This window comes from Vibrio sp. THAF64, assembly GCF_009363455.1.
GTDB lineage: Bacteria > Pseudomonadota > Gammaproteobacteria > Enterobacterales > Vibrionaceae > Vibrio > Vibrio coralliilyticus.
In genome coordinates, this window is the sequence record NZ_CP045356.1 from 1,310,172 (window position 1) to 1,329,228 (window position 19,057).

Annotated in this window: 13 protein-coding genes; 4 read left to right on the plus strand and 9 right to left on the minus strand. The window is 46.4% G+C overall.

The window, feature by feature from the left end; genetic code table 11:
* Positions 1-3 precede the first annotated feature (3 nt).
* The 7 genes from FIU99_RS22405 to FIU99_RS22435 form a co-directional block, all read right to left on the minus strand.
* The gene (locus tag FIU99_RS22405; RefSeq protein WP_006961717.1) at positions 4-6,153 is read right to left on the minus strand and encodes a non-ribosomal peptide synthetase; all 6,150 of its coding nucleotides are present in this window, start codon (positions 6,151-6,153) and stop codon (positions 4-6) included.
* Between the two features lie 107 nt (positions 6,154-6,260).
* On the minus strand, positions 6,261-7,499 hold the full coding sequence (locus tag FIU99_RS22410; RefSeq protein WP_006961716.1) for an MFS transporter: 1,239 nt from the start codon (positions 7,497-7,499) through the stop codon (positions 6,261-6,263).
* A gap of 4 nt (positions 7,500-7,503) precedes the next feature.
* Positions 7,504-9,471, minus strand: coding sequence for a TonB-dependent receptor (locus FIU99_RS22415; protein WP_039952191.1), 1,968 nt, complete (start codon positions 9,469-9,471; stop codon positions 7,504-7,506).
* Between the two features lie 258 nt (positions 9,472-9,729).
* Positions 9,730-10,701 carry a helix-turn-helix transcriptional regulator gene (locus FIU99_RS22420; RefSeq protein ID WP_006961714.1) on the minus strand — a complete coding sequence of 324 codons (972 nt, stop codon included), beginning with the start codon at positions 10,699-10,701 and terminating at the stop codon, positions 9,730-9,732.
* A gap of 160 nt (positions 10,702-10,861) precedes the next feature.
* Complete coding sequence (locus FIU99_RS22425) at positions 10,862-11,842, minus strand: helix-turn-helix transcriptional regulator (protein ID WP_006961713.1); 981 nt, start codon at positions 11,840-11,842, stop codon at positions 10,862-10,864.
* A gap of 285 nt (positions 11,843-12,127) precedes the next feature.
* Positions 12,128-13,192, minus strand: a complete 1,065-nt coding sequence (locus FIU99_RS22430) for a 3-deoxy-7-phosphoheptulonate synthase (protein WP_006961712.1) — start codon at positions 13,190-13,192, stop codon at positions 12,128-12,130.
* Between the two features lie 380 nt (positions 13,193-13,572).
* Entirely contained in the window at positions 13,573-14,115 is a 543-nt protein-coding gene (locus FIU99_RS22435) for a nuclear transport factor 2 family protein (RefSeq protein WP_006961711.1), read from the minus strand.
* Between the two features lie 149 nt (positions 14,116-14,264).
* On the opposite strand from FIU99_RS22435, the gene FIU99_RS22440 reads away from it, so the two are divergent.
* On the plus strand, positions 14,265-14,648 hold the full coding sequence (locus tag FIU99_RS22440) for a helix-turn-helix domain-containing protein (RefSeq protein WP_006961710.1): 384 nt from the start codon (positions 14,265-14,267) through the stop codon (positions 14,646-14,648).
* A gap of 52 nt (positions 14,649-14,700) precedes the next feature.
* Here the strand turns inward: FIU99_RS22440 and FIU99_RS22445 are convergent, their stop codons facing one another.
* Complete coding sequence (locus FIU99_RS22445) at positions 14,701-15,372, minus strand: type 1 glutamine amidotransferase domain-containing protein (protein ID WP_006961709.1); 672 nt, start codon at positions 15,370-15,372, stop codon at positions 14,701-14,703.
* 117 nt (positions 15,373-15,489) lie between these two features.
* On the opposite strand from FIU99_RS22445, the gene FIU99_RS22450 reads away from it, so the two are divergent.
* Entirely contained in the window at positions 15,490-16,374 is an 885-nt protein-coding gene (locus FIU99_RS22450; protein WP_006961708.1) for a LysR family transcriptional regulator, read from the plus strand.
* Positions 16,375-16,462: 88 nt separating this feature from the next.
* On the opposite strand, the gene FIU99_RS22455 is transcribed toward FIU99_RS22450, so the two are convergent.
* The gene (locus tag FIU99_RS22455) at positions 16,463-17,380 is read right to left on the minus strand and encodes an AraC family transcriptional regulator (protein ID WP_006961707.1); all 918 of its coding nucleotides are present in this window, start codon (positions 17,378-17,380) and stop codon (positions 16,463-16,465) included.
* Between the two features lie 265 nt (positions 17,381-17,645).
* Between FIU99_RS22455 and FIU99_RS22460 the strand changes: the two genes are divergently transcribed.
* Both FIU99_RS22460 and FIU99_RS22465 read left to right on the plus strand, forming a co-directional pair.
* A complete protein-coding gene (locus FIU99_RS22460; RefSeq protein ID WP_152472557.1) occupies positions 17,646-18,044 on the plus strand; it encodes a hypothetical protein in 399 nt (132 codons plus the stop codon).
* 42 nt (positions 18,045-18,086) lie between these two features.
* A complete protein-coding gene (locus FIU99_RS22465) occupies positions 18,087-19,013 on the plus strand; it encodes an alpha/beta hydrolase (protein WP_039952188.1) in 927 nt (308 codons plus the stop codon).
* Positions 19,014-19,057: the final 44 nt, after the last annotated feature.

Here is a 19,057-nt window from a genome sequence, read left to right on the forward strand (position 1 = left end):
TCTTTAATTAACGCGTTGTCGGCGTGTGAGTTTGCGTTTAGTCTGTCTCTGCTGACGCTGAGTGCGGTCAGAATTAGGTTCAGTACACTCTGTTGGTGCCTGATACGCGCCAGCAAGTAAGGCTGGTGATGGATAGGTAAACAGGTCGGTAACCGACAGTGTGTCGCCTTGCTGGGTGAGTAACCCGTGCAGTTGGACTAACTGCAATGAGCTTGCTCCTGCATCGAAAAAGTTGTCATGTTCACCAATCGGTACCGAGACAATTTGACGAAAGGCCGCCTGAATCCGTTGCACATTTTCTGGTTTGCCTCGGTTGCTCTCTGGTTGGGAGGCGATAGGTTGACCTGTCGCGTGTGGGATCGGCGAGGTGACCGGTTGTGAATGTTCAGGCAGCAGAGTTTCTAAGGATTGGGACCAGCTCTGAGGCTGGCTGGCCAGTGTTTTTAACAATGCCACATACTGAGTAAACATCTGCTCCAGCAATGGTTTAGGCAATAGCGCTTCAACCGCATCCCAGTTCAGACACAGCTTCCCTTTGGATTCATACACTTGATGGTCAAGCCAGACTTGAGGCGTCTGAGAGATGCCCCAAGCAGGTTTTAGCCAGCCCTTATCCGACATAAAGTCGCCATCGGAGGTGCCCAGCGCACTGGTGAAAACGACGGGCATGCTTGCACTGGATAATTGCTGTTGACGAGCGAGTTCTCGCATGACCCAAACGGCGGACACATTACTGTGTTTTAAGTCTTGAGCCAGTTGTTGCTGTAGGCGTTTGAGACTACTCAGCCAGCTAGAATCTTTGTGCCAGGCCAATAGGAGCAATGTAGTGAAATCACCTAGCACCTTCTCAATCTGTGGGTGTACATCAGGGCGATCAAATAAAGTCAGGTTGAGGGTTAACGATGATTGGCGTCCCCATGCTGCTAAGGTTGCAGCGTATGCCCCCATTAAAATGACAGACGGCGTGACCTGATGTTGGCTTGCTTGTGTCTTGAGAGCTTGCCATTCATCTGAGGATAAAGTCCCAGCTGTACGTATGAATCTCGGGCGACTTAATGTCACAGGATCGGCTCGCAAAGGAAGCGCGGGTGCCGGAGGGAGATTCATAAGTTGCTGTTGCCAATAGGATTTAGCGTGCTCTTCAGATTGAGGTGAGCGGTGATCTCTCTGCCACTGAAGAACATCTCGGAATGTCAGTTCGAGCGCCGGAAGCTTAATGCTTGGGTTCAGATACAAAGCTTCAAGCTCTGAGAAGAAAATCTGCATGCTCAACCCGTCCAACATCATGTTGTCCAATCCTATGCACACTCGAGCATCGGATTGCTCTGGTGACACAATGGCTTCTACTGTGAACAGTGGCCACAAGGCAGGGTCATTCACTCGGTGGGACAATTCAGTACGAATCAGGTCAGCTTCATGACTGTCGATATCTGCGAAGGTATGGCATCGGACCGAGAAAGCCGGAACATGAATCAGGACTTGCTGTTGATGATTGCGTACAACTGTTCTCAGGGCATCGTGGCGATCTATCAATTGGTTCATCGCCTGATTAAACCTTGGTGCATCAAACGTGGAGACACGAAACTCGACGAAGAACTGCGCGCTTGTATTACCTAAAGCAAAGCCGGTTTGTCTGCCAATCCAATAGGCTTCTTGGACTTCGTTCATTGGGAACGGTCTGTAGCGATCTTCTGGATTTGGTATGAGTCTGGCTGACTCTTCCGGAGCCTCAGCCTGAGTTAATCTGGCTGCAAAGCTTTCTAACGTTGTGTACGTAAACAGATCGGTGAGATCGCCAACGTATCCAAGTTTTTGTAACGCGCCAATGCAGCGGGTTGCCATCAGGCTATCGCCACCGAGTAAGAAAAAGTCGCTGTGGCGGTCAAAAGATTGTTCGGGGAAGAGCGACTGCCAGACTTGGGCTAAAGCGTGTTCGCTCTCTGTTTGTAGCGGTGATTCAAGTGGTGACGCTTCTTCCGTTGGGCTACTGTTTTGTGCTAAGCGTTTGCGATCAACTTTCCCATTTGGGCTCAATGGAAGAGATGTTAGGAAATGGACACGTTTGGGGAGCATGTAAGGAGGCAAAAGCTCAGCCAGTTTTGCTTTTAGAATGCCATCTTCAGGAGCAAGCACTCGGGTGTGATTGCGAAGGACATAGCCCATCAAAGGCCATTGGTCTAACGTATGCTCCAGACGCAGAGAAGTGCCTTCAAACCAAGTGAGCAGTTCGGTCTGAGTAGGCAGTGTTGATAGTGCTGGCTCCATGACTAGGGCGCTGATAAGGGCACCTTCTCCCAGAGTGGAGGTTTCAAGCACCAGCATCAAGCCTTGTGGCGTCAACAGTTTTTGAGCGTTGGCTAGCCCCTTTTGTGGCTCCGTTAGTCGGTGGAGAACGTTGTTGATCAGAGCTACGTCGGACTTGCCGAACAATTCATGGCTGCCTTTGTCATCCCAATGGTGAACGCTGGCGTGAGAGAAGTGCGCTAATCTTGATTGGGCTGATTGCACTAAGGACAAAGAAGTATCCATTGCATGGTAGTGCAGGGTATCAGGACCGCACAAATCCAATAGTGCACTCGCAACTCGTCCGCTTCTTGCCTCATACTCTGCGAGAACGACAGGGCGGCCAAGTTGAGATGACAGCTCAGATAGGCTTTGAGCAAACGCTCGGATTTGCGCCTGAAACGCAGGACTTTGTGTCATTAGTGCTTCAGGAGAGAGTACGCTGTCTAACAGGGCAGGCGCGGGTTTGTGTCCCGTCATGATGGCTTTCAGCAATTCACTATTGAGCGTAAATTCTGAAGGTGTTTCAAACCAGTTTGGACACTCACCGATTGGAGGGTGCAACTGGTAATGGGTTTCTGATTGGGTCGCTAATCCTTGCTGACATAGTAAAGCCCACCATTGCATGAACAGTGGCTGGTAGACTTCCGTTACTCCATAGGCATGACACCAAGACTCGATTGAGCGTGATGCTTCGCTTGCAGGGATACTGGCGCAAAGATGATATTGTAGGAAATGAGCAACTTCACTTGCTGCAAGTTGGTTAACAGGAGTGGCATTTGCAGGGAATAGATCGCGATAGTTGTCGGGAAGACGGGGATCTGGGTCTGAAACACCGCAAAGTGCTTTGCCTTCGGCGACAACAAACGCTTCTAATTGACGATCTTTCCCGCCAGATGCACTAAGTGCTAAACATACGCCATGGCGAACACCTTCTACGCGGTTGAGCGCAGCGTCAATATCGCCCAATTCTATCCTGTAACCACCGACCTTGACTTGAGTATCTAAGCGTCCTAAAAACTCAAGCGTGCCGTCAGGCCAGTAGCATCCCATGTCTCCGGTTCGATACCATCGCTGACGTTCGCCGCTTGCTGAATCCTGAGTGTCTATAAACTGTGCTTTGGTGCGTTCAGGGTCATTCCAATAGCCTTGCGCGACACCTGCCCCACCTATCCACAGTTCACCCATGACCCAGTCAGGACAATCACGACCTGCAGTATCAACAACACGATAAGTTTGATTGCTTAATGGGTAGCCATAAGGAATGGAGCGCCACTTTGGATCAACCTGATCGACCAAATATTCGTTTGACCATATGGCTGCTTCTGTTGCTCCGCCCATAGCACTGAACGTTCCCTGTGGGCGAAACTTGCGGTAGCGCGCCGGCAGGGATAAATCGATCCAATCCCCCGAGAGCATCACGGTTCTGATGTGGGATGGAGTTTTGAGCTTCATGCCTTCACAGTAAGTCAAAAACATGTCAAACAGAGCGGGCACCGTGTTCCAGAGCGTGACATTGTGTTCATCAACCAGAGCCTCCCAGGCCATAGGGTCCCGGCGTTGTGTCTCAAGTGGAATGACTAATGCTCCCCCCGCTGAAAGCACACCGAATATGTCATATACAGACAGATCAAAGTGCAGAGCAGATAAAGCCAATACGCGATCTTTTGCGGTGATTTGGTGTCGTTGGTTAATATCGATACAAGTGTTCAGAGCCGATTCATGAGAGATCACGACACCTTTAGGTGTTCCCGTAGACCCTGATGTATAGATGATGTACGCGGTGTCATCAGGCGTGCATTCATGAGGGGGAGATAACAAAGGGGAATCAATAGCAGTTTGCCACTCTATATGATGGGCATCTGTCCAGTCATAGCGGGAGAACGAACTCTGACAGCGCAATACAAATCGGATGTTTGCGCTGTCTAGTATTGTTTGTCGGCGACTTAAAGGCTGGTCAGGGGAAATAGGCACATAGATACCGCCAGCGTGGAGAACTGCAAGTGCAGCAATGATTTGCCCGGGACCTTTCTCCATACTGATCGCGACACGTTCATCTTTTTCCAAGCCTGCTTTGATTAATATGTTGGCGAGGCATTTAGCACGAAAGGTCAGTGCTTCAAAGCCAATCGTTTCCCCATTGTGCACTACTGCTATCGCATCTGGGTGACGGAAAGCGACATCAAAAATGCGTTGGTGAAGAAGTCCGTCAGGCAGTTGGGTCGCTAGAGGAGTACGAGCCCGCCTTTGATGTTTTTGTTGCTCTGGTAAGAGATCTGGGAAAGGCTCTGACCAGTTCGCGTTTTTGGCAATCAAATGTTCGACACACTTTATGAAGGCCGCAAACAGACTATCCATAAAACCTGAAGGAAACAGTGCGTCCACGCTATCCCATTGCAACATGATGCAGTCTTTGTGCTTAAAGGCGACAAAATCGAGCCAGACCTGAGGTGTTTGTGAGATGCCCCAACCGGGTTTGCCCAAAGGAGATGAGTCATCGTCACCGAACAGGGAGTTGTTCAGGTTACTGGTAAAGACGATAGGTGCGCCGTGCGGATGGGTTCCATTCTTTTTAAGCTCTCGAAGAACTTCGACGCCAGAGTGATGCCTGTGCTCGTAAACTTCAGCGAAACGTTGTTGATGTGCCTGAGTCAGCTCGATAACGCTCTTGTCTTCAAGGTGCATATCCAGCAGGAGAATGTTGGTGAAGTCTGCGAGTAAGTGTTGGACATCTTCGTTGAATGGATGGCAATCAAATAAGGTCAAATTAAGCAGGAGATCGGTTTGACCGCTCCATCGGGAGAGAACTGCTGCATAAGCTGTTGCCAGTACCATGGTTGGTGTGACTTGATGTGCCGAAGCGTGTTCCTGAAACACCGCCCATTGCTCTTGATTTAGAGTATGGCGACGTCGGTGAAACTGGGGCTTATCAATTTGGTTAGGCTCATTAGCTAAAGGAAATTTTGGTGCCGTAGGTAACGAGTCCATTTGTTCGAACCAGAATTCTTTGGCGGCTTGTTGTGAAGTCGTAAGTTCAGCTTTCTCCTGTGCCAGGTAGCTGCAAAAATCATAGTGCTCTGAGCGAGGTGGTAACGACATGCCCTGTAGTAGCTGCGACAATTCGTTGAAAAACAAGCTAAAGCTCGCGGCGTCCATGACCAATAGATCGATGCTGACATGCACTCGGAACTGATCTTGAGGCAATAAAGAACAGTGGAATTCAATCGTCTGACCATTTTGTACGTCTAATGGACGGTGGCTAAGCTTCTCTCTCAAGTCGAGTAATACGCTGTCGACTTTTTCAACCGGTGCATCCGTCAAGTCGTGACGAATAACTTTCAATAAGCTTGTTGGAGCTTGCCAGCGCTGCATGCCATCATTTTGAAATGCGACGCTTAGCATCGGATGGCGTTTTACTAAGGTGTTTAGAGCGTGCTCTAAAAGATCTGGGTCAAGCAGGCGTCCATTAAACTCTTGATAAAGATGGCAGCCATTACCTCCCAGAGGCTGGTTGGGGTCTCGACCGACATAATAGGCGTGCTGTACCGGTGTCATCGGGAAGGGTTGACCATCGAGCATACGGGGGAATGTTGGAAGCGATACTTCGGGTTGCGTGTGCAGGTCAATGTTATTGCCTGAGTGTGAACGAAGCAGCTCTCGTATATCCCCCAGTGTAGGATTTGCGTAGAGCTGTTTGAGGCTAATTTTACAGCCCGCTCGCCTAAACTGACTGACCATACGCATTAAAAACATGGAATCTACGCCCAATGCGAACATATTTTCTTCGTCATTGAGGGCGGAATGAGAGAGTGCATAAGTATCGCAGAGCGCCTGTTCAAACTGGGTCATTAAATCAGTGTTATTGGACATGTTGGCATCTTACTTTTATCAAATTTAGGTAAAGCCTCCCTAAGCCACACGACATCGTGTGGCTGATTTGAGAGGGGGAATTTGCCCATCTGAGATGGGCTATGGAACTATGTCGTTTGGGGTTGAGGAGATGACCTTGGTATAGAGATACGAAGAAGGCCGAGCCCAAAAGCAATCACAGTTGCAACAATCGCGATACTATAGTGCACGGTATAACCCAAGTGAGCGATGACACTGCCGCTCACAAGCGCCATCAGAATGGCAACCGCCATATCGGTCGACTGGAAAAGTGTAAAGTCGACACCTGCTTGCTTGCCGTATGCCCATTCCATCATGAGAGTGTAAAGGGCAACAAACTTAGCGGCGGCTACTGCTGAGCTAAGTACGTATAGGATCTGCAAACCTAAAGTACCTGCGATTAGGTCTATCGTGTCGAGGAAGAAGCCGACAAAAACTAAAGCTTCCAAACCTAAGCAAGCCAATAGCATGGTACGGGCATAAAAGCGTTTCATTAAGATGGCGCTGACTAACACACCAATCAGCCCAGTGACGGCTCCTCCACCAGCGGCCAGCACTCCCAGATCGGTCAATTGCAGTCCCTGATCAAACAGGTAAGGCATCATCATTGACTGTACGCCTCGCGTCCCTATCTGGCATAACACCACCATCAGTAACCCAAAGCGAACGCTGGAACTGTCCCAGGCTCGGCGTAATGAAGGGCGCTCTTCAGTGTGAAGTTCTGGTGAAGAAACGTCTTTACGAAACAGTGCACTTGTTGGTAGCGACATCACGAGAATGAGTGCCATCAAGACATATAGTGCAGTTTGCCATTGGTATGCGCCCATCATATAGATGAAAAGTCCACCACCAAACAACGCACCAATATAAGCCCCCCCGACTTGCATTGAGTTGCCTAAATGGCGGCTCTCTTGGGGCAATCGATCGACAGCTAAACCATCCGTGCTTATATCCGCAACCGTGGAGAGTAATGCCAGAGCAAACACGCCGGCGAATAACAGGACAGGGAGTTGTATCGCTGAAGTTAAAGCCATCCCTGCGAGGACGATCACGACTCCTAACTGAGCAAGCCCGATGAGTCGCCCATGACTCAACAGCCCATTGCGCTTTCGCCTTGCTTCAACATAGGGTGCCCAAAGGAATTTTAACGCCCATGGGAGCATTGCTAAATAAAACAAGCCGATTTGGGAAGTTGAAATACCCTCGGAGCGCAACACTGCAGGCAGACCCTGCAGTGTAAACATCCCAACGAGGCTTTGTATGGTGTATACGCCAGCAAGAACCGCTAACAGTGGTTTGAGGCCCAGCGTCGTTTGAGAAGTGCTCATGGCCTTACCACTCCAGTTTCATGTTCACGCCAACTTCTCGCACTGTGCCGTAGTTGCTGTAGCGCGTGTTGTTTTGGGTATAGGCGTAAGTGACGTACTCTTTGTCGGTCAAGTTGTTACTGAACAAGCGGAAAGAGAGGTTTTCATTCATGGCATACTGAATGGCTAAGTCGACCAGAGTATAGCCGTCTTGTGCCACAGTGTTGTTTTCATCAAAGTAGATTTTTGACGTGTAACGCGCGTTGGTCATGATCGAAATGTCGCCGTCCACCCATGTTTGAGGCAAGTAGTATTCGATCCCAGCCACAGCGGTTGTATCTGGTGCGTACGGTAGAGTTTTACCTTCAATATCATCATTGCCAGATTCGAATGTCGACTGACCGAAGGTGGCACCAAGTGTCAGAGTCAGATCATCTGTAGGGTAGTAAGCAAGATCGAGTTCAATACCTTTACTTTGAGCATCTCCCATATTTCTGAGAACCTGACTGCCAGGGTTGCCCGTATACAATTGAATATCATTAGTGTCGATCCAGTAAAGAGCGCCACTCAAGTGTAGGGTGTGATCGAGTAAGATAGTTCGCCAACCTAATTCACCATTTAGAGACTTCTCTGCATCATAACCATTTTTATCGCCTGAACTTCGTGGAACTGGGCTAAAGCCGCCTGGTCTGTAACCACTGGTTAATGAGGCAAATATTCTTGAATCTTCGTCAACTTGCCAGCCAACTGCCGCTTTTGGTGAGACCACATTTTCCGACTTGTCCGATTGGTAACTGTCAATCATCCAGGCGGAGTTACCGCCAAAGTCGGACTCGGAAGAGAATCTTGATGCACGTAACCCACCAGTGAGGTCGACGCTGTCAGTCAGAGCATAATTGGCTTGACCAAATAGAGCATAGGTATCGGTCTTGATGTCATTCTGAGCGCCAGTATTAACATCAAAGCGTCGATTTTCGTAGTAGCCACCAACTAATGTTGAAAGGTCATCGCTGAATTGGGTATTAGCGCGCACCTCCTGGCTGAACGTGTTTTGATCTTCAACCCACTTACCACCGATATACTCGCGGTCAACGTTGCGGTTCTGGTACGCCGTGATACTGGTTAACTGGGTTGTCCCCAGATCGTAACCCACGTTTAAGGCGTAGCTGTTGACGACTCGTTTAAGTTCAGGAATGTTTTGGCTGGTGGCTTTGTTATTATATTCCTCTTGAGTCAAATACCACTCTTCATGGCTGTCTAAGTGCGCAGAAGATACTGAAAAAGTGAGGGAGAGTGGCGATTGTTCAGGTAGGTAATGGAATCGGGCAGTACCACTAAAGTCTTCGGTTTCATTCGCATCATCAGTGTTGCTTGGAATATGACGAATGTTGCCTTCGTCTTTTAATGAGCGAATGGCAAAATCAGCATAGGTTGTCTCGCTAATCGCGACAGCCGCAGAGCCATCGATCTGCCTGCTTAGGTTACTATATGACACACCTGCTGAAGCTACAGTCTCATCTGTCGCCTTTTTCGTAATGATATTGATGATACCACCTTGAGCATTGCCCCCGTAGAGCGTGCCTTGAGGGCCTCTGAGTAGCTCAACTTGTTCTACGTTCATTAACTGTTGAGTGAGGAATGCACTGTCTTGAAGTACACCATCAACGTAGATACTGACTGTTGGTGAATAGTAGTCTGGTGAGCTAACGCCTCGTATGGTGGTATTAGCATACGTACGGTTGCCTCGTGTCTGAATCATCAGGCCTGGAAATGCTTTCTCTAAATCTTTAACTTCGTGGATTCCCGCTTTTTCAAGCTCTTCACCAGTTTTGATTAGTACGGAGTTGTCGACGCGTTCTAACGGAATGTCCTGCTTAGTGGCTTCGATGATCATAACTTCCTGAGTATGGTCATGAGCGGCGACAGCAGGACTTAGCGTTGCCGCCAAGACTGCAAGTGAGAGGGGAGAAAGTGAAAAACTGTGCCTGTACATCTTACGGAATCCTTCTATTTATGATTTTATCGTCTATGGTGCAAATCTCATCGCCGAGGCGCTAACTCAATCAGGGGAAAAAAACGCGCGAATGGGCGTTTTCGATGATTAATAAGTAAAATTCAAACGAGATTGATTTCAGATGAACGCTACCTCTCTCGATCTTATTGATTTAAGTTTTTGTATTTAATGATATTTTTTTTAGCTCTTTTTAATGGATTTTTGGAATTCAAACAGTCTGCCGTATTGTGTTAAGAGTTACTTACATGGTGTGGTGACACGGTAGAGAGGGGACTTTGGCGATGAAGGGTAAGCTGAGGGCGCACAGCCAAACTCTTTTTTAAATGCTGCGGCAAAATGACCATGATTGGCATAACCCACTTCTTGCGCAACATGTGAGATGGATAAAGTACTCATACTTAATAACTCGGCGGCTTTAGCCATGCGTTGCTGAACGATGTATTGATGTACTGTGGTGTTTAGCTCTTTACGGAACCACTGCTTGAGTGATGTTTCGTTAGTGCCAATCCGGTGAGCTAACTGTGTGATAGTTGTTGGCACCATGTATTCTTTATCGAGAATATCAATGGCTTTTTCCAGACCATTGCAGCTGTCTATACGCGTACGTCGGACTCCATCATCTGCAATCAGGTATCGGGTCGCATCCGTCATGAAGGAGTAGGACAAATGGTGGTGCAATGTGTCATTTGGCGCAGAAGGTAAAGATAGGCGAGCAGCAAACCGTCTGAAGACCTCTGTTGCGGGCTTCATTAGCAGAAATGGCTCCCTGTTTCGAAGCTTATCTTGAATGTGGTTGCCGATTTGCATGACATCCAGATATTCCATCAAGACTTTTCTCGGCATCTGTATTGCAAAGAGTCGTGTCTCCTGAGGTTGATAGCGGCACATGCCTGTTCTCGCATCGGAGTAACATAAGGCTAATGCTTGGCTGGGGAGGATACGAGGTGTGGCCAAACTGTCTATATGATAGTAAACCGCATTGCCCAGATTGAGCATGATGGTGACGGAATCGTATTCCGTTTTATCTGGTGTATCTAGCTGAGTTGGGGAGCAAAAGTTGCCGTGAAACTCACTCAGTACAATGTCATCATTAAGCTGATTACACCTTAGAGAAAACTCACAGCTAGGGTGCTTAAACACAATGTTGCCATTGGTTTGGATAGACTCCTCCATGAGATCTAAGTGGAAAGGAAGACGGTAGTAAGCCATAGTTTTATTAATAATTATTTTTTGATAATGAGAAACATTATCATTGGGTGGGCGTTATGTCTATTCTTGCATTAGTCCAAAGGCTCTAGGAAAAAGTCCCCCAGCGCGCACCGGGGGCTGGTCTCAACTTGCTACCAGAGGGAAAGACAGAACGGTAATATCAGGCTCGCTGACGGCACTTACGATATTGAAGAGGGTTTTGTCCAAAATGTTGTTTAAACAGTTTGGTAAAATGAGAAGGGCTTGAATAGCCAACTTTGTAAACAATATCTATGATCGGTTGATCAGTGAATTCGAGTTCTGTTGCCGCGATATCCATTCGTGTTTGTTGCAGCCGCTTGGAGAACGTTGTATTGAAAAGTAACTTAAAACCTCGCTTGAAACTCGTTTCATTGGTACCCACTTCTTTGCACAGTTCTGCGATACTCCAGTTTTTCCCTGGCTCATGCTCGATCAAAGTGTGTGCTTTACGGATTTTGTTTAGAGTCCGGCTGGATAAACACGCGCATTCTTCAGGCTTTTTGTTCGGTTGAATCATGTCCAATTGATTCAGAAGCTTCGACAAACACTGGTAGGCTTGGGACACGGTGTACAAGTGTGTCGTTGCATCTGAAGAATGGCTTGTGTCATTCACATCGAGTTGACTGAGAAAGCGTTGAATATCAAAGCTTGTATCAAAGATCCAAGGTCGATTTTCAGCTAAAGGTTCAAGGATACGATTCTTGAGCACTTCTTGAATCTGGTGATGAATCTTGCCTAAGTAGTGGCACTCAAATCGGATATCGGCGATCTCAACAAAGGTTTCTTCTGCACTTATAAATACATCATTGAATTTGTTGGTGGATAAGATCAGAACACTCTTGCCCGGTTCCAGTTCAAGCGGTTGATCCTGGCCATTGTGCCAAAATAATCGTTCACCGCGCACAACAGTTAATATGCGCAGGCAGCAGGTTGGTTCCACGGGTTGGGCTTCATAGGCTGTGCAACCTCCATACCCCGATAAGGTATGGATTTGACATCCTAAACATCCGCCGAATGAGTGACAGGTTGGTTTTATCGGTGAGCGTGAAGCTTCACTGTTTGCGCGCGGTGTGGCTGCACCTGAGCAATTAGATTGAAATTTTGAGTCAACGCAGTTCATAGTTGGTACCCTTCAATACGGCTTAGTCAGCTAATGCACACATGTTTCATTGGAGTATTGAGAAGCGGGCCACACGATAAAGTGTTCATTTTCCACGCGTTGTCTCATATTATTATTTTATTCTTTGGCTCGTATTATTGGTTTTATAAACGAGAGCTCCATTCTGTTGAGCCACTCGGTTTCTGTCTACTCGGATCGGAAGCCATTTCTTTCCTCTTTGCACCGAAATTGAGTAGTCTTTCCCTCTTCATCGATCGTGTTTTGTCGTTTAACCCCAGATGAGCATTACGCTGTGGCGGGTTGGCGGAGCTTCATTCTGTCAAGACACGCATGGTGTAAAACACGCAGTAAGTGAACGGTATCTTGCCAATTCAGACACTCGTCAGTGATTGACTGACCGTAATTGAATGGTCTTTGGTGCACCGATTGCTGTCCGCTTTGCAGGAAACTTTCGCACATCACTCCTGCGATATAGTCATCGCCTGCTCGAAGTTGTTCAGCAATATCATCAGCGACCTTGAGCTGGTTTTGGGCAACTTTTTGGCTGTTGCCATGGCTAAAATCGACCACCAACTTAGCTGCGAGGTCGTTACGTTTTAACGTGGAAGCCGCGGCTTGAATGTGTGATTGCGCGTAGTTAGGTGAGTGGCCTCCACGTAGAATCAAGTGACCATGTTGGTTGCCTTCAGAGTGTACGACGACGTGAGTGCCATCATCACCGCACTGAATGAAAGAATGTGGCATACGAGAAGCGTGAATCGCATCGACTGCAATATCAATGTTACCGTCGGTGCTGTTCTTAAAGCCTACGGGGCAACGCAGCCCCGATACCAACTGGCGATGAGGCTGGGATTCTGTTGTTCTTGCGCCAATCGCTCCCCAACAAATCATATCGGCAAAATAAGGGGCAAAATTGGGGTCGAGAAATTCAGTCGCAGTTGGAAGCTGGAGATCTAGAATGGATGCCAGTAGTTCACGGGTAAGTTTGATACCTTGCGCGATGTTGTGTTGTCCATCAAGATCTGGGTCAACAACGAACCCCTTCCAGCCTACTCGGGTTCGAGGTTTTTCGAAGTAGGTTCGCATGACTATTTTGAGTGTCGGAGCAAATTCTCGTTGAATGGCGGCCAGCTTATTGGCGTACTCCAGCGCAGCATTTGGGTCGTGAATTGAGCATGGACCGACAATCACCAGTAACCGCGGGTCTCGTCCTTCCAATATTTGTTGAATTTGTTCCCTCTGTTGATGAATGAAGCGGCGTTGCGACATGCCTATCGGAGAGCGGATTTCTTTGAAACTAGGCAAAGGGGTGAATGATTTAGCATGGAAAATGTTAGAGAGCATTGACATGAGTTTGTCGTCCTACAGTCTCATTAAAATGAAAATAGTAATCATTTTCATGATGTGAAGCTTAATGATTGTTGTCAATGACGCAAATGGGTGTATTTGTTTTAATGTTCATATAAATTAAATAAAAACAATAGGTTAAGTTGATCATGTTTTTTAAAACTGGCGTTTAAAAAAGGCCGATATCGCTATTTTTATCTGAATGTTGTGGAGCAAAGTCAAAAAATTGAGATGGGTTTGAGTTGGGGGAAATAGTCACTAACTGCTGTATCAATAGCGCTAAAATTTAAGCGAATGTGCTCACTAATTTTTGTAATAGTAGCGTTAATTTTGACGTTGATGTGGAGTTGGGGCGAGAGTCGCCCCTTTGACCGATTTTGGGCTTAATACACTCCATTGGCATTCTGGATATCACCACCACTAAGCAGAGAATAAAGTCTCATCGAGAAGTCGAGCGCTTGGATTGAATCCCAGTGTTCAACGATTCTGCCATCTTCTATTCGCCACGTATCGATGATATTCATGCCTTTCTCGTCGTTCCCTCGGTCTTCTTTATCCAAAGTGGCATGTGAATGGAAAATCACGTAGTCACCATCCACATAGATATGTTTTACGTCGTAGGTGTAATCAGGGTAATCCTCCACGAACTCTTTCAGGAAGCCAACCAAACCTGTCACTTTGTCAGGCAAGTTACGATTGTGTTGTGTATAGGCACTGTCGTTGTAGTGTTCCAGAACATAATCAAAGTTATGGTCATTCATTAAGTTCTGCACAAAATCGGTAATCAATTCGGCGTTGGCCAGCTCCTGCTCAGTCCAATTTGGTTTCTGTAACTTTTGTAGGTCAATCGTTAAGTTGTCTGATGATTGCGCATAACTCGTTGTAGTTAATAGCAAAAGAATAGTGGATGTGATTAGTTTTAGCATAGCTCTCTCCAAGGTACTTATTGTTGTTTAGGTATATATTGATCATTATAGTAATTAATAGTAACCTACATAACAAGAAGGCACTTTCGCGTTCGCTAGGCACATTTTGGTAACCTATGCGGCGCTTAGGGTTGGATAAGGGGTAAAAAATGGCTGAACAAGCTAAAGCTGAAAGACGTGTTTTTCATAACAATGAAGATTGCGCGGTGCGCAATGTGGTTTCGCAAATCGGTGACAAGTGGTCGCTCTTGATTTTGTTTGCGTTGGTGGATGGGGAAGATCGGTTCAACTCTTTAAAATCAAGGATTGAAGGCATATCTCAACGGATGCTGACTCAAACATTGAGAGATTTAGAGCGAGAGGGCTATGTGAATAGAACGGTCTACCCCGAAGTACCGGTAAAAGTAGAATACTGCCTGACGGAGATGGGACGAGAGCTAGTTAAGCCTCTTTATCAATTAGTCTCGTGGGCTGATGACCATAGGCAGGATATTGAACGTGCACGCAAAGCTTACGACGAGAGAAATGCATAGAAGAGCTGGCACCAAGGCAGGCTGTGGAATTTATGCCTTGATGCCAAATCTATTAAGCTAGAATTTCCACCAACTTTTGGCCTACACCGTGTGCACTGGTTGGGTTTTGGCCTGTAATGACACGTTCGTCGACAATGACAAGCTCTTGCCAAGGTTGAACCTTGCTAAAGCGTGCTGCACTTCGTGCCAGTGACTCTTCCAGTAAGAATGGAATATCGTTAATAGTGCCGAAGTCGATTTCTTCTTCTCGGGTGAAGCCTGTTACCGACTTAGAAGCCAATAGCTTCTCGCCATTGCTTAGTGTAATTGGAAGCAGCGCCGCAGGGCCATGACATACCGATGCTACAACACCACCATTTTCATAATGTTTAGCGGCGATCGTGGCAAAGTCTTTATTGACGGCAAGATCAGACAGCAAGCCAAAACCACCCGGATAGAAAATGGCATCGTAATCGTCACTGTTTAGCTGAGATACCGGAATCGTGTTGTTGATACGATTTAGGAAATCATCATCTGCCAAGATCTCCGCATTGACGTAATCTCCCTCGATATCTGTCCCGTATAACGGTGCTTTACCACCTTTGATCGAAGCAATATCGTATTCAATACCAGCGTTGATTAACTCTTTAAGCACGTGAGTGAGTTCTGGCGCGTATGTGCCATTTGCTTGTTCTGTGCTGCCTAGTGTGGCGTGATTAGTGACAGGTATTAGTACTTTTTTCATGATTCTATCCTTTCTCGCTGACTCATATTTTTAGTTCACCCACATACTAATTGTGAATCATTTGATTGATAATATGAGTAATCTGCAAAACATTATTGCCATATAGCAAAGGTGAGTATGGACAGTTTCGAAGGGATCAATGAGTTTGTTGCGGTTGCAGAGAGCCAAGGGTTTTCATCTGCGGCGAAGCAGCTGGGATGCAGTACGAGTCACGTTAGCCGGCAAGTCTCCCGACTTGAATCGCGTGTTGGGGTGGCGTTGCTTGCCCGAACGACGCGTATGGTGTCATTGACGGATGCCGGGCAAATTTACTATCGCCAATGCAAAGAGCTGGTGAACGGGCTTCAGCATGCGAATGAGCAGCTTTCCTCACAGCACATTCAGCTTAGTGGTACGCTGCGAGTGAGCGCCGCAGGGGCATTTGCGGAGAATTATGTAGCGCCGGCTTTGATGGCGTTTGCAAAGAAGTATCCAAACTTGACGGTGGAACTCGACTTCAATACTCGCATGGTCAATTTCATTGAAGACGGTATCGACTTTGCTATTCGCTATGGTCGGCTTAATGACTCAGGGTTAGTGGCAAGAAAATTGGCAGACAGGCCTATGGCCGCCGTGGCAAGTCGTGACTATCTCGAACAATTTGGGCAACCGACTCATCCTGAACAGTTAAAGCAACATAGCTGTATTATTGCCAACAATGATCATTGGCTGTTCGAACATGAAGGTAAACCACTGAATGCCGTCCGTGTTCATGGTCGGTGGCGCAGCAATAACTCCACAGCGGTGATTGAAGCTTGTGAGCAAGGCCTCGGTATCGCGTATTTACCCAAAAGCAGCTTTAACCATGCGCTTGAAGAAGGGAAACTGACTCCAGTTCTGGAACCATTTTGGGGAAAAGGCTCAAGCAGTTGGATTGTGTATCAGAATCGACGGTTTTTACCTCAGAAAGCGAGAATGGCGATAGATTACTTGGTCTCTTATTTTTCCGATTGGCAAGAGTAAATAACATTAATGAACTGTTTCCCGCAAAAAGAGATAGCAGTCTTTTCGAGTATAAGAATTTTTAACTCTTGCTGAGTGCAACTTTCTGTCAATGACGAATGTTTTCTGCTCGATATTCAGATGGTGTCATCCCTACCTTGTTTTTGAACAGACGTGAAAAATATTGCGGATATTCAAAACCAAGAGCGTACGCGATAGTCGCCACAGAATCCTTACTTGAAAGCAAGCGATCTTTTGATTTTTCGATTAAAGCATAATGAATCCAATCTTTGGTTGTTTTGCCAGTTTCCGCTTTCAGAGCGTCACTTAGGTATCGACTAGTCATTTTCATGCCTTGAGCCAGTTCTTCAACTTCAGGGATTGTAGCCGACTCATGAACAACAGCTTCTAAGCGAGCCTCCAATAGCATTGAAAATCTATCGTATACAGATGTATCTGCTTCTTTGCGCATTAAAAACTGGCGGTGATAGTAACGGTTGGCATACATCAGTAGGGTGCTGATTTGTGACAAAATAAGCTCTTTGCTGAAGGCATCCAGGCTATTGCTGTTTTCAAGCTCAAGTGCATCAAACATATTTGCCATATGTCGCTCTTCCTTTGGTGAAAGGTGAAGAGCTTCATTGACAGAATAATTGAAGAACTGATATTTCCTTATCTCATCTTGTAGCTTGTGGCCACGAATGTAGTCTGGGTGAAAACAGATAGTTCGAGCTACCGCATCCACTTTAATTCCACTGGCGGATACCTCTTGATTAGGTGCAAAAAACAGCATGGTGCCATTCGAGCAGTCGTACCGCGTACGCCCATACATGAGCTCACCAGAAATGATATGTTTGAGCGATATCGAGTAGAAGCTAGTAGAAAGTGAAATATCCTCTTCGCAGTTCAATTGGTTATCATCACTGTTTGAACTTATCTTTATCACGTCAATTAGAGGGTGCTCTGGTGGGCGAAGCCCAAGGATTTCATTTTGTTCTGCAATCGTATCAAAGTGGAATTTTTTCATAGTTAAACCTCATTTCGTAACGCAACTTTGGCGCCAGTCAAAGACAATAACTCACGCAAATGTCGGTTATTGCTAAAGCTACTATGCGTTAGCCTAGGCAATATCACAGTACATAAAACACCGTAATGTGTATACAAAATAACGAAAAGGGGCATCTCGGAGATTTGTATACAACTCTCGTGGTTTTGTGCACTGCTACTTCAGCAATTCCCGCCTAAGATAACGCTATCAATTACGAGACAGCTTATACGGGGTGATAACTATCATGCGAAATGAAGCAAGGTTGAATAAGTTGATTCAAGCCGTTGATGGTCAAAAAGTGCATCAAATTAGATGTGGCGAACACCGCTTTATAGACATCACCATTGTGCAAACAGAAGGTAGATTTTTTATCAGACAGTATAAGTTCAGCAAGCGTAGTTGGTATGACGCATTCATCAACGCCCCGAGCACTGATTGTCGACCAAATGGGGCGATGAAAATCGGTGATCTAGAAGTGCTCGTGAATGGCAAAGTCCCTGATGACTTAAAAATGGTGACTCCTCGAGTTAATAAAGCCTATCGAAAGTTACTAGGGCTTATTTATCCAATAATGCGTTTAACGTTTGATAAAGAGAAGCATGAAGCAACAACATTAGAGTTGGTTCCTGTATTTGAAAACTAATCAAATCAATCCCATAGAGCGACAGAGACAAAAGGTATAGCGATGAATATTAAACAAGTAACATTTAAATCATTCGGTGTGGAACTCGTTGGTAATATGTACCTGCCAGAAGGGTTTGATGAGAAGAAAAAATACAAAGCAATTCTTGGTGCGAGCCCGTTTCCACAAGTCAAAGAGCAGGTGCTAGCCACTTACGGTCCAGAAATGGCAGAGCGTGGTTTTATCTTCCTTGCGTTTGATTACTTAGGCATGGGGGACTCTCCATCACTCCCTGGAGAGCACATGCAAGCTCGATACATGTTTCGCTTAATCGAGAATACATGGGATGCGGTTTCTTTCTTGGGCTCACTACCTTATGTCGATGAAATCTATGGCCTTGGTATTTGCCAAGGTGGTTCAATCATGGCGTCTTCCGCTGTGACTGACCATCGTATTAAAAAGCTGGCCCTAGTGTCAGGAATGATGGCGACGGATGCCTTCCAGTGGACAGATAAAACAATGGTTCACCAGATGATTACGGCAGCAAACGCTTCGAAACAGCAAATGTTTGATACGGGGAAGCCAGATTATGTTGCTCCATTTGGTTTGAATGACGAACAGTCGAAAGAGGAGTTTGTTGGTGAAGCAGCTTTCCCAGAAATGGCAGGCGAGACCTATGACTATTATGGTCGTGATGGCTATCGAGGCCCTGTAGCGGTCGAGAATTTCACTAATATGCATGTCGCTGATCAACCAATGCAATCCTTGTTCTCTCTTTGTGAGCATTACGCCGACAAAATCGTGCAGCCAACATTAGTGGTATATGGTCAGGATGCACCAACTGCGATTTGCTCAACTGCATTTATTGAGAAACTAACTAATGAGCACGAAGTGCTAGCATTGAGCGAGTTTAGTCATGTCGATTTTTACTACAAACCAGAAGCGGTAGCATTATCAGCAAATGCTGTAGCGGATTTCTTCAATAAATAATCTGATCAAGAAAAACGCTTTAGTGTGCTTGCACTAAAGCGCTT

Coding starts and splice junctions, on each gene's coding strand:
- FIU99_RS22405 (WP_006961717.1), bottom strand. CDS start 6,153: ATGTCCAATAACACTGATTTAATGACCCAGTTTGAACAGGCGCTCTGC.
- FIU99_RS22410 (WP_006961716.1), bottom strand. CDS start 7,499: ATGAGCACTTCTCAAACGACGCTGGGCCTCAAACCACTGTTAGCGGTT.
- FIU99_RS22415 (WP_039952191.1), bottom strand. CDS start 9,471: ATGTACAGGCACAGTTTTTCACTTTCTCCCCTCTCACTTGCAGTCTTG.
- FIU99_RS22420 (WP_006961714.1), bottom strand. CDS start 10,701: ATGGCTTACTACCGTCTTCCTTTCCACTTAGATCTCATGGAGGAGTCT.
- FIU99_RS22425 (WP_006961713.1), bottom strand. CDS start 11,842: ATGAACTGCGTTGACTCAAAATTTCAATCTAATTGCTCAGGTGCAGCC.
- FIU99_RS22430 (WP_006961712.1), bottom strand. CDS start 13,192: ATGTCAATGCTCTCTAACATTTTCCATGCTAAATCATTCACCCCTTTG.
- FIU99_RS22435 (WP_006961711.1), bottom strand. CDS start 14,115: ATGCTAAAACTAATCACATCCACTATTCTTTTGCTATTAACTACAACG.
- FIU99_RS22440 (WP_006961710.1), top strand. CDS start 14,265: ATGGCTGAACAAGCTAAAGCTGAAAGACGTGTTTTTCATAACAATGAA.
- FIU99_RS22445 (WP_006961709.1), bottom strand. CDS start 15,372: ATGAAAAAAGTACTAATACCTGTCACTAATCACGCCACACTAGGCAGC.
- FIU99_RS22450 (WP_006961708.1), top strand. CDS start 15,490: ATGGACAGTTTCGAAGGGATCAATGAGTTTGTTGCGGTTGCAGAGAGC.
- FIU99_RS22455 (WP_006961707.1), bottom strand. CDS start 17,380: ATGAAAAAATTCCACTTTGATACGATTGCAGAACAAAATGAAATCCTT.
- FIU99_RS22460 (WP_152472557.1), top strand. CDS start 17,646: ATGCGAAATGAAGCAAGGTTGAATAAGTTGATTCAAGCCGTTGATGGT.
- FIU99_RS22465 (WP_039952188.1), top strand. CDS start 18,087: ATGAATATTAAACAAGTAACATTTAAATCATTCGGTGTGGAACTCGTT.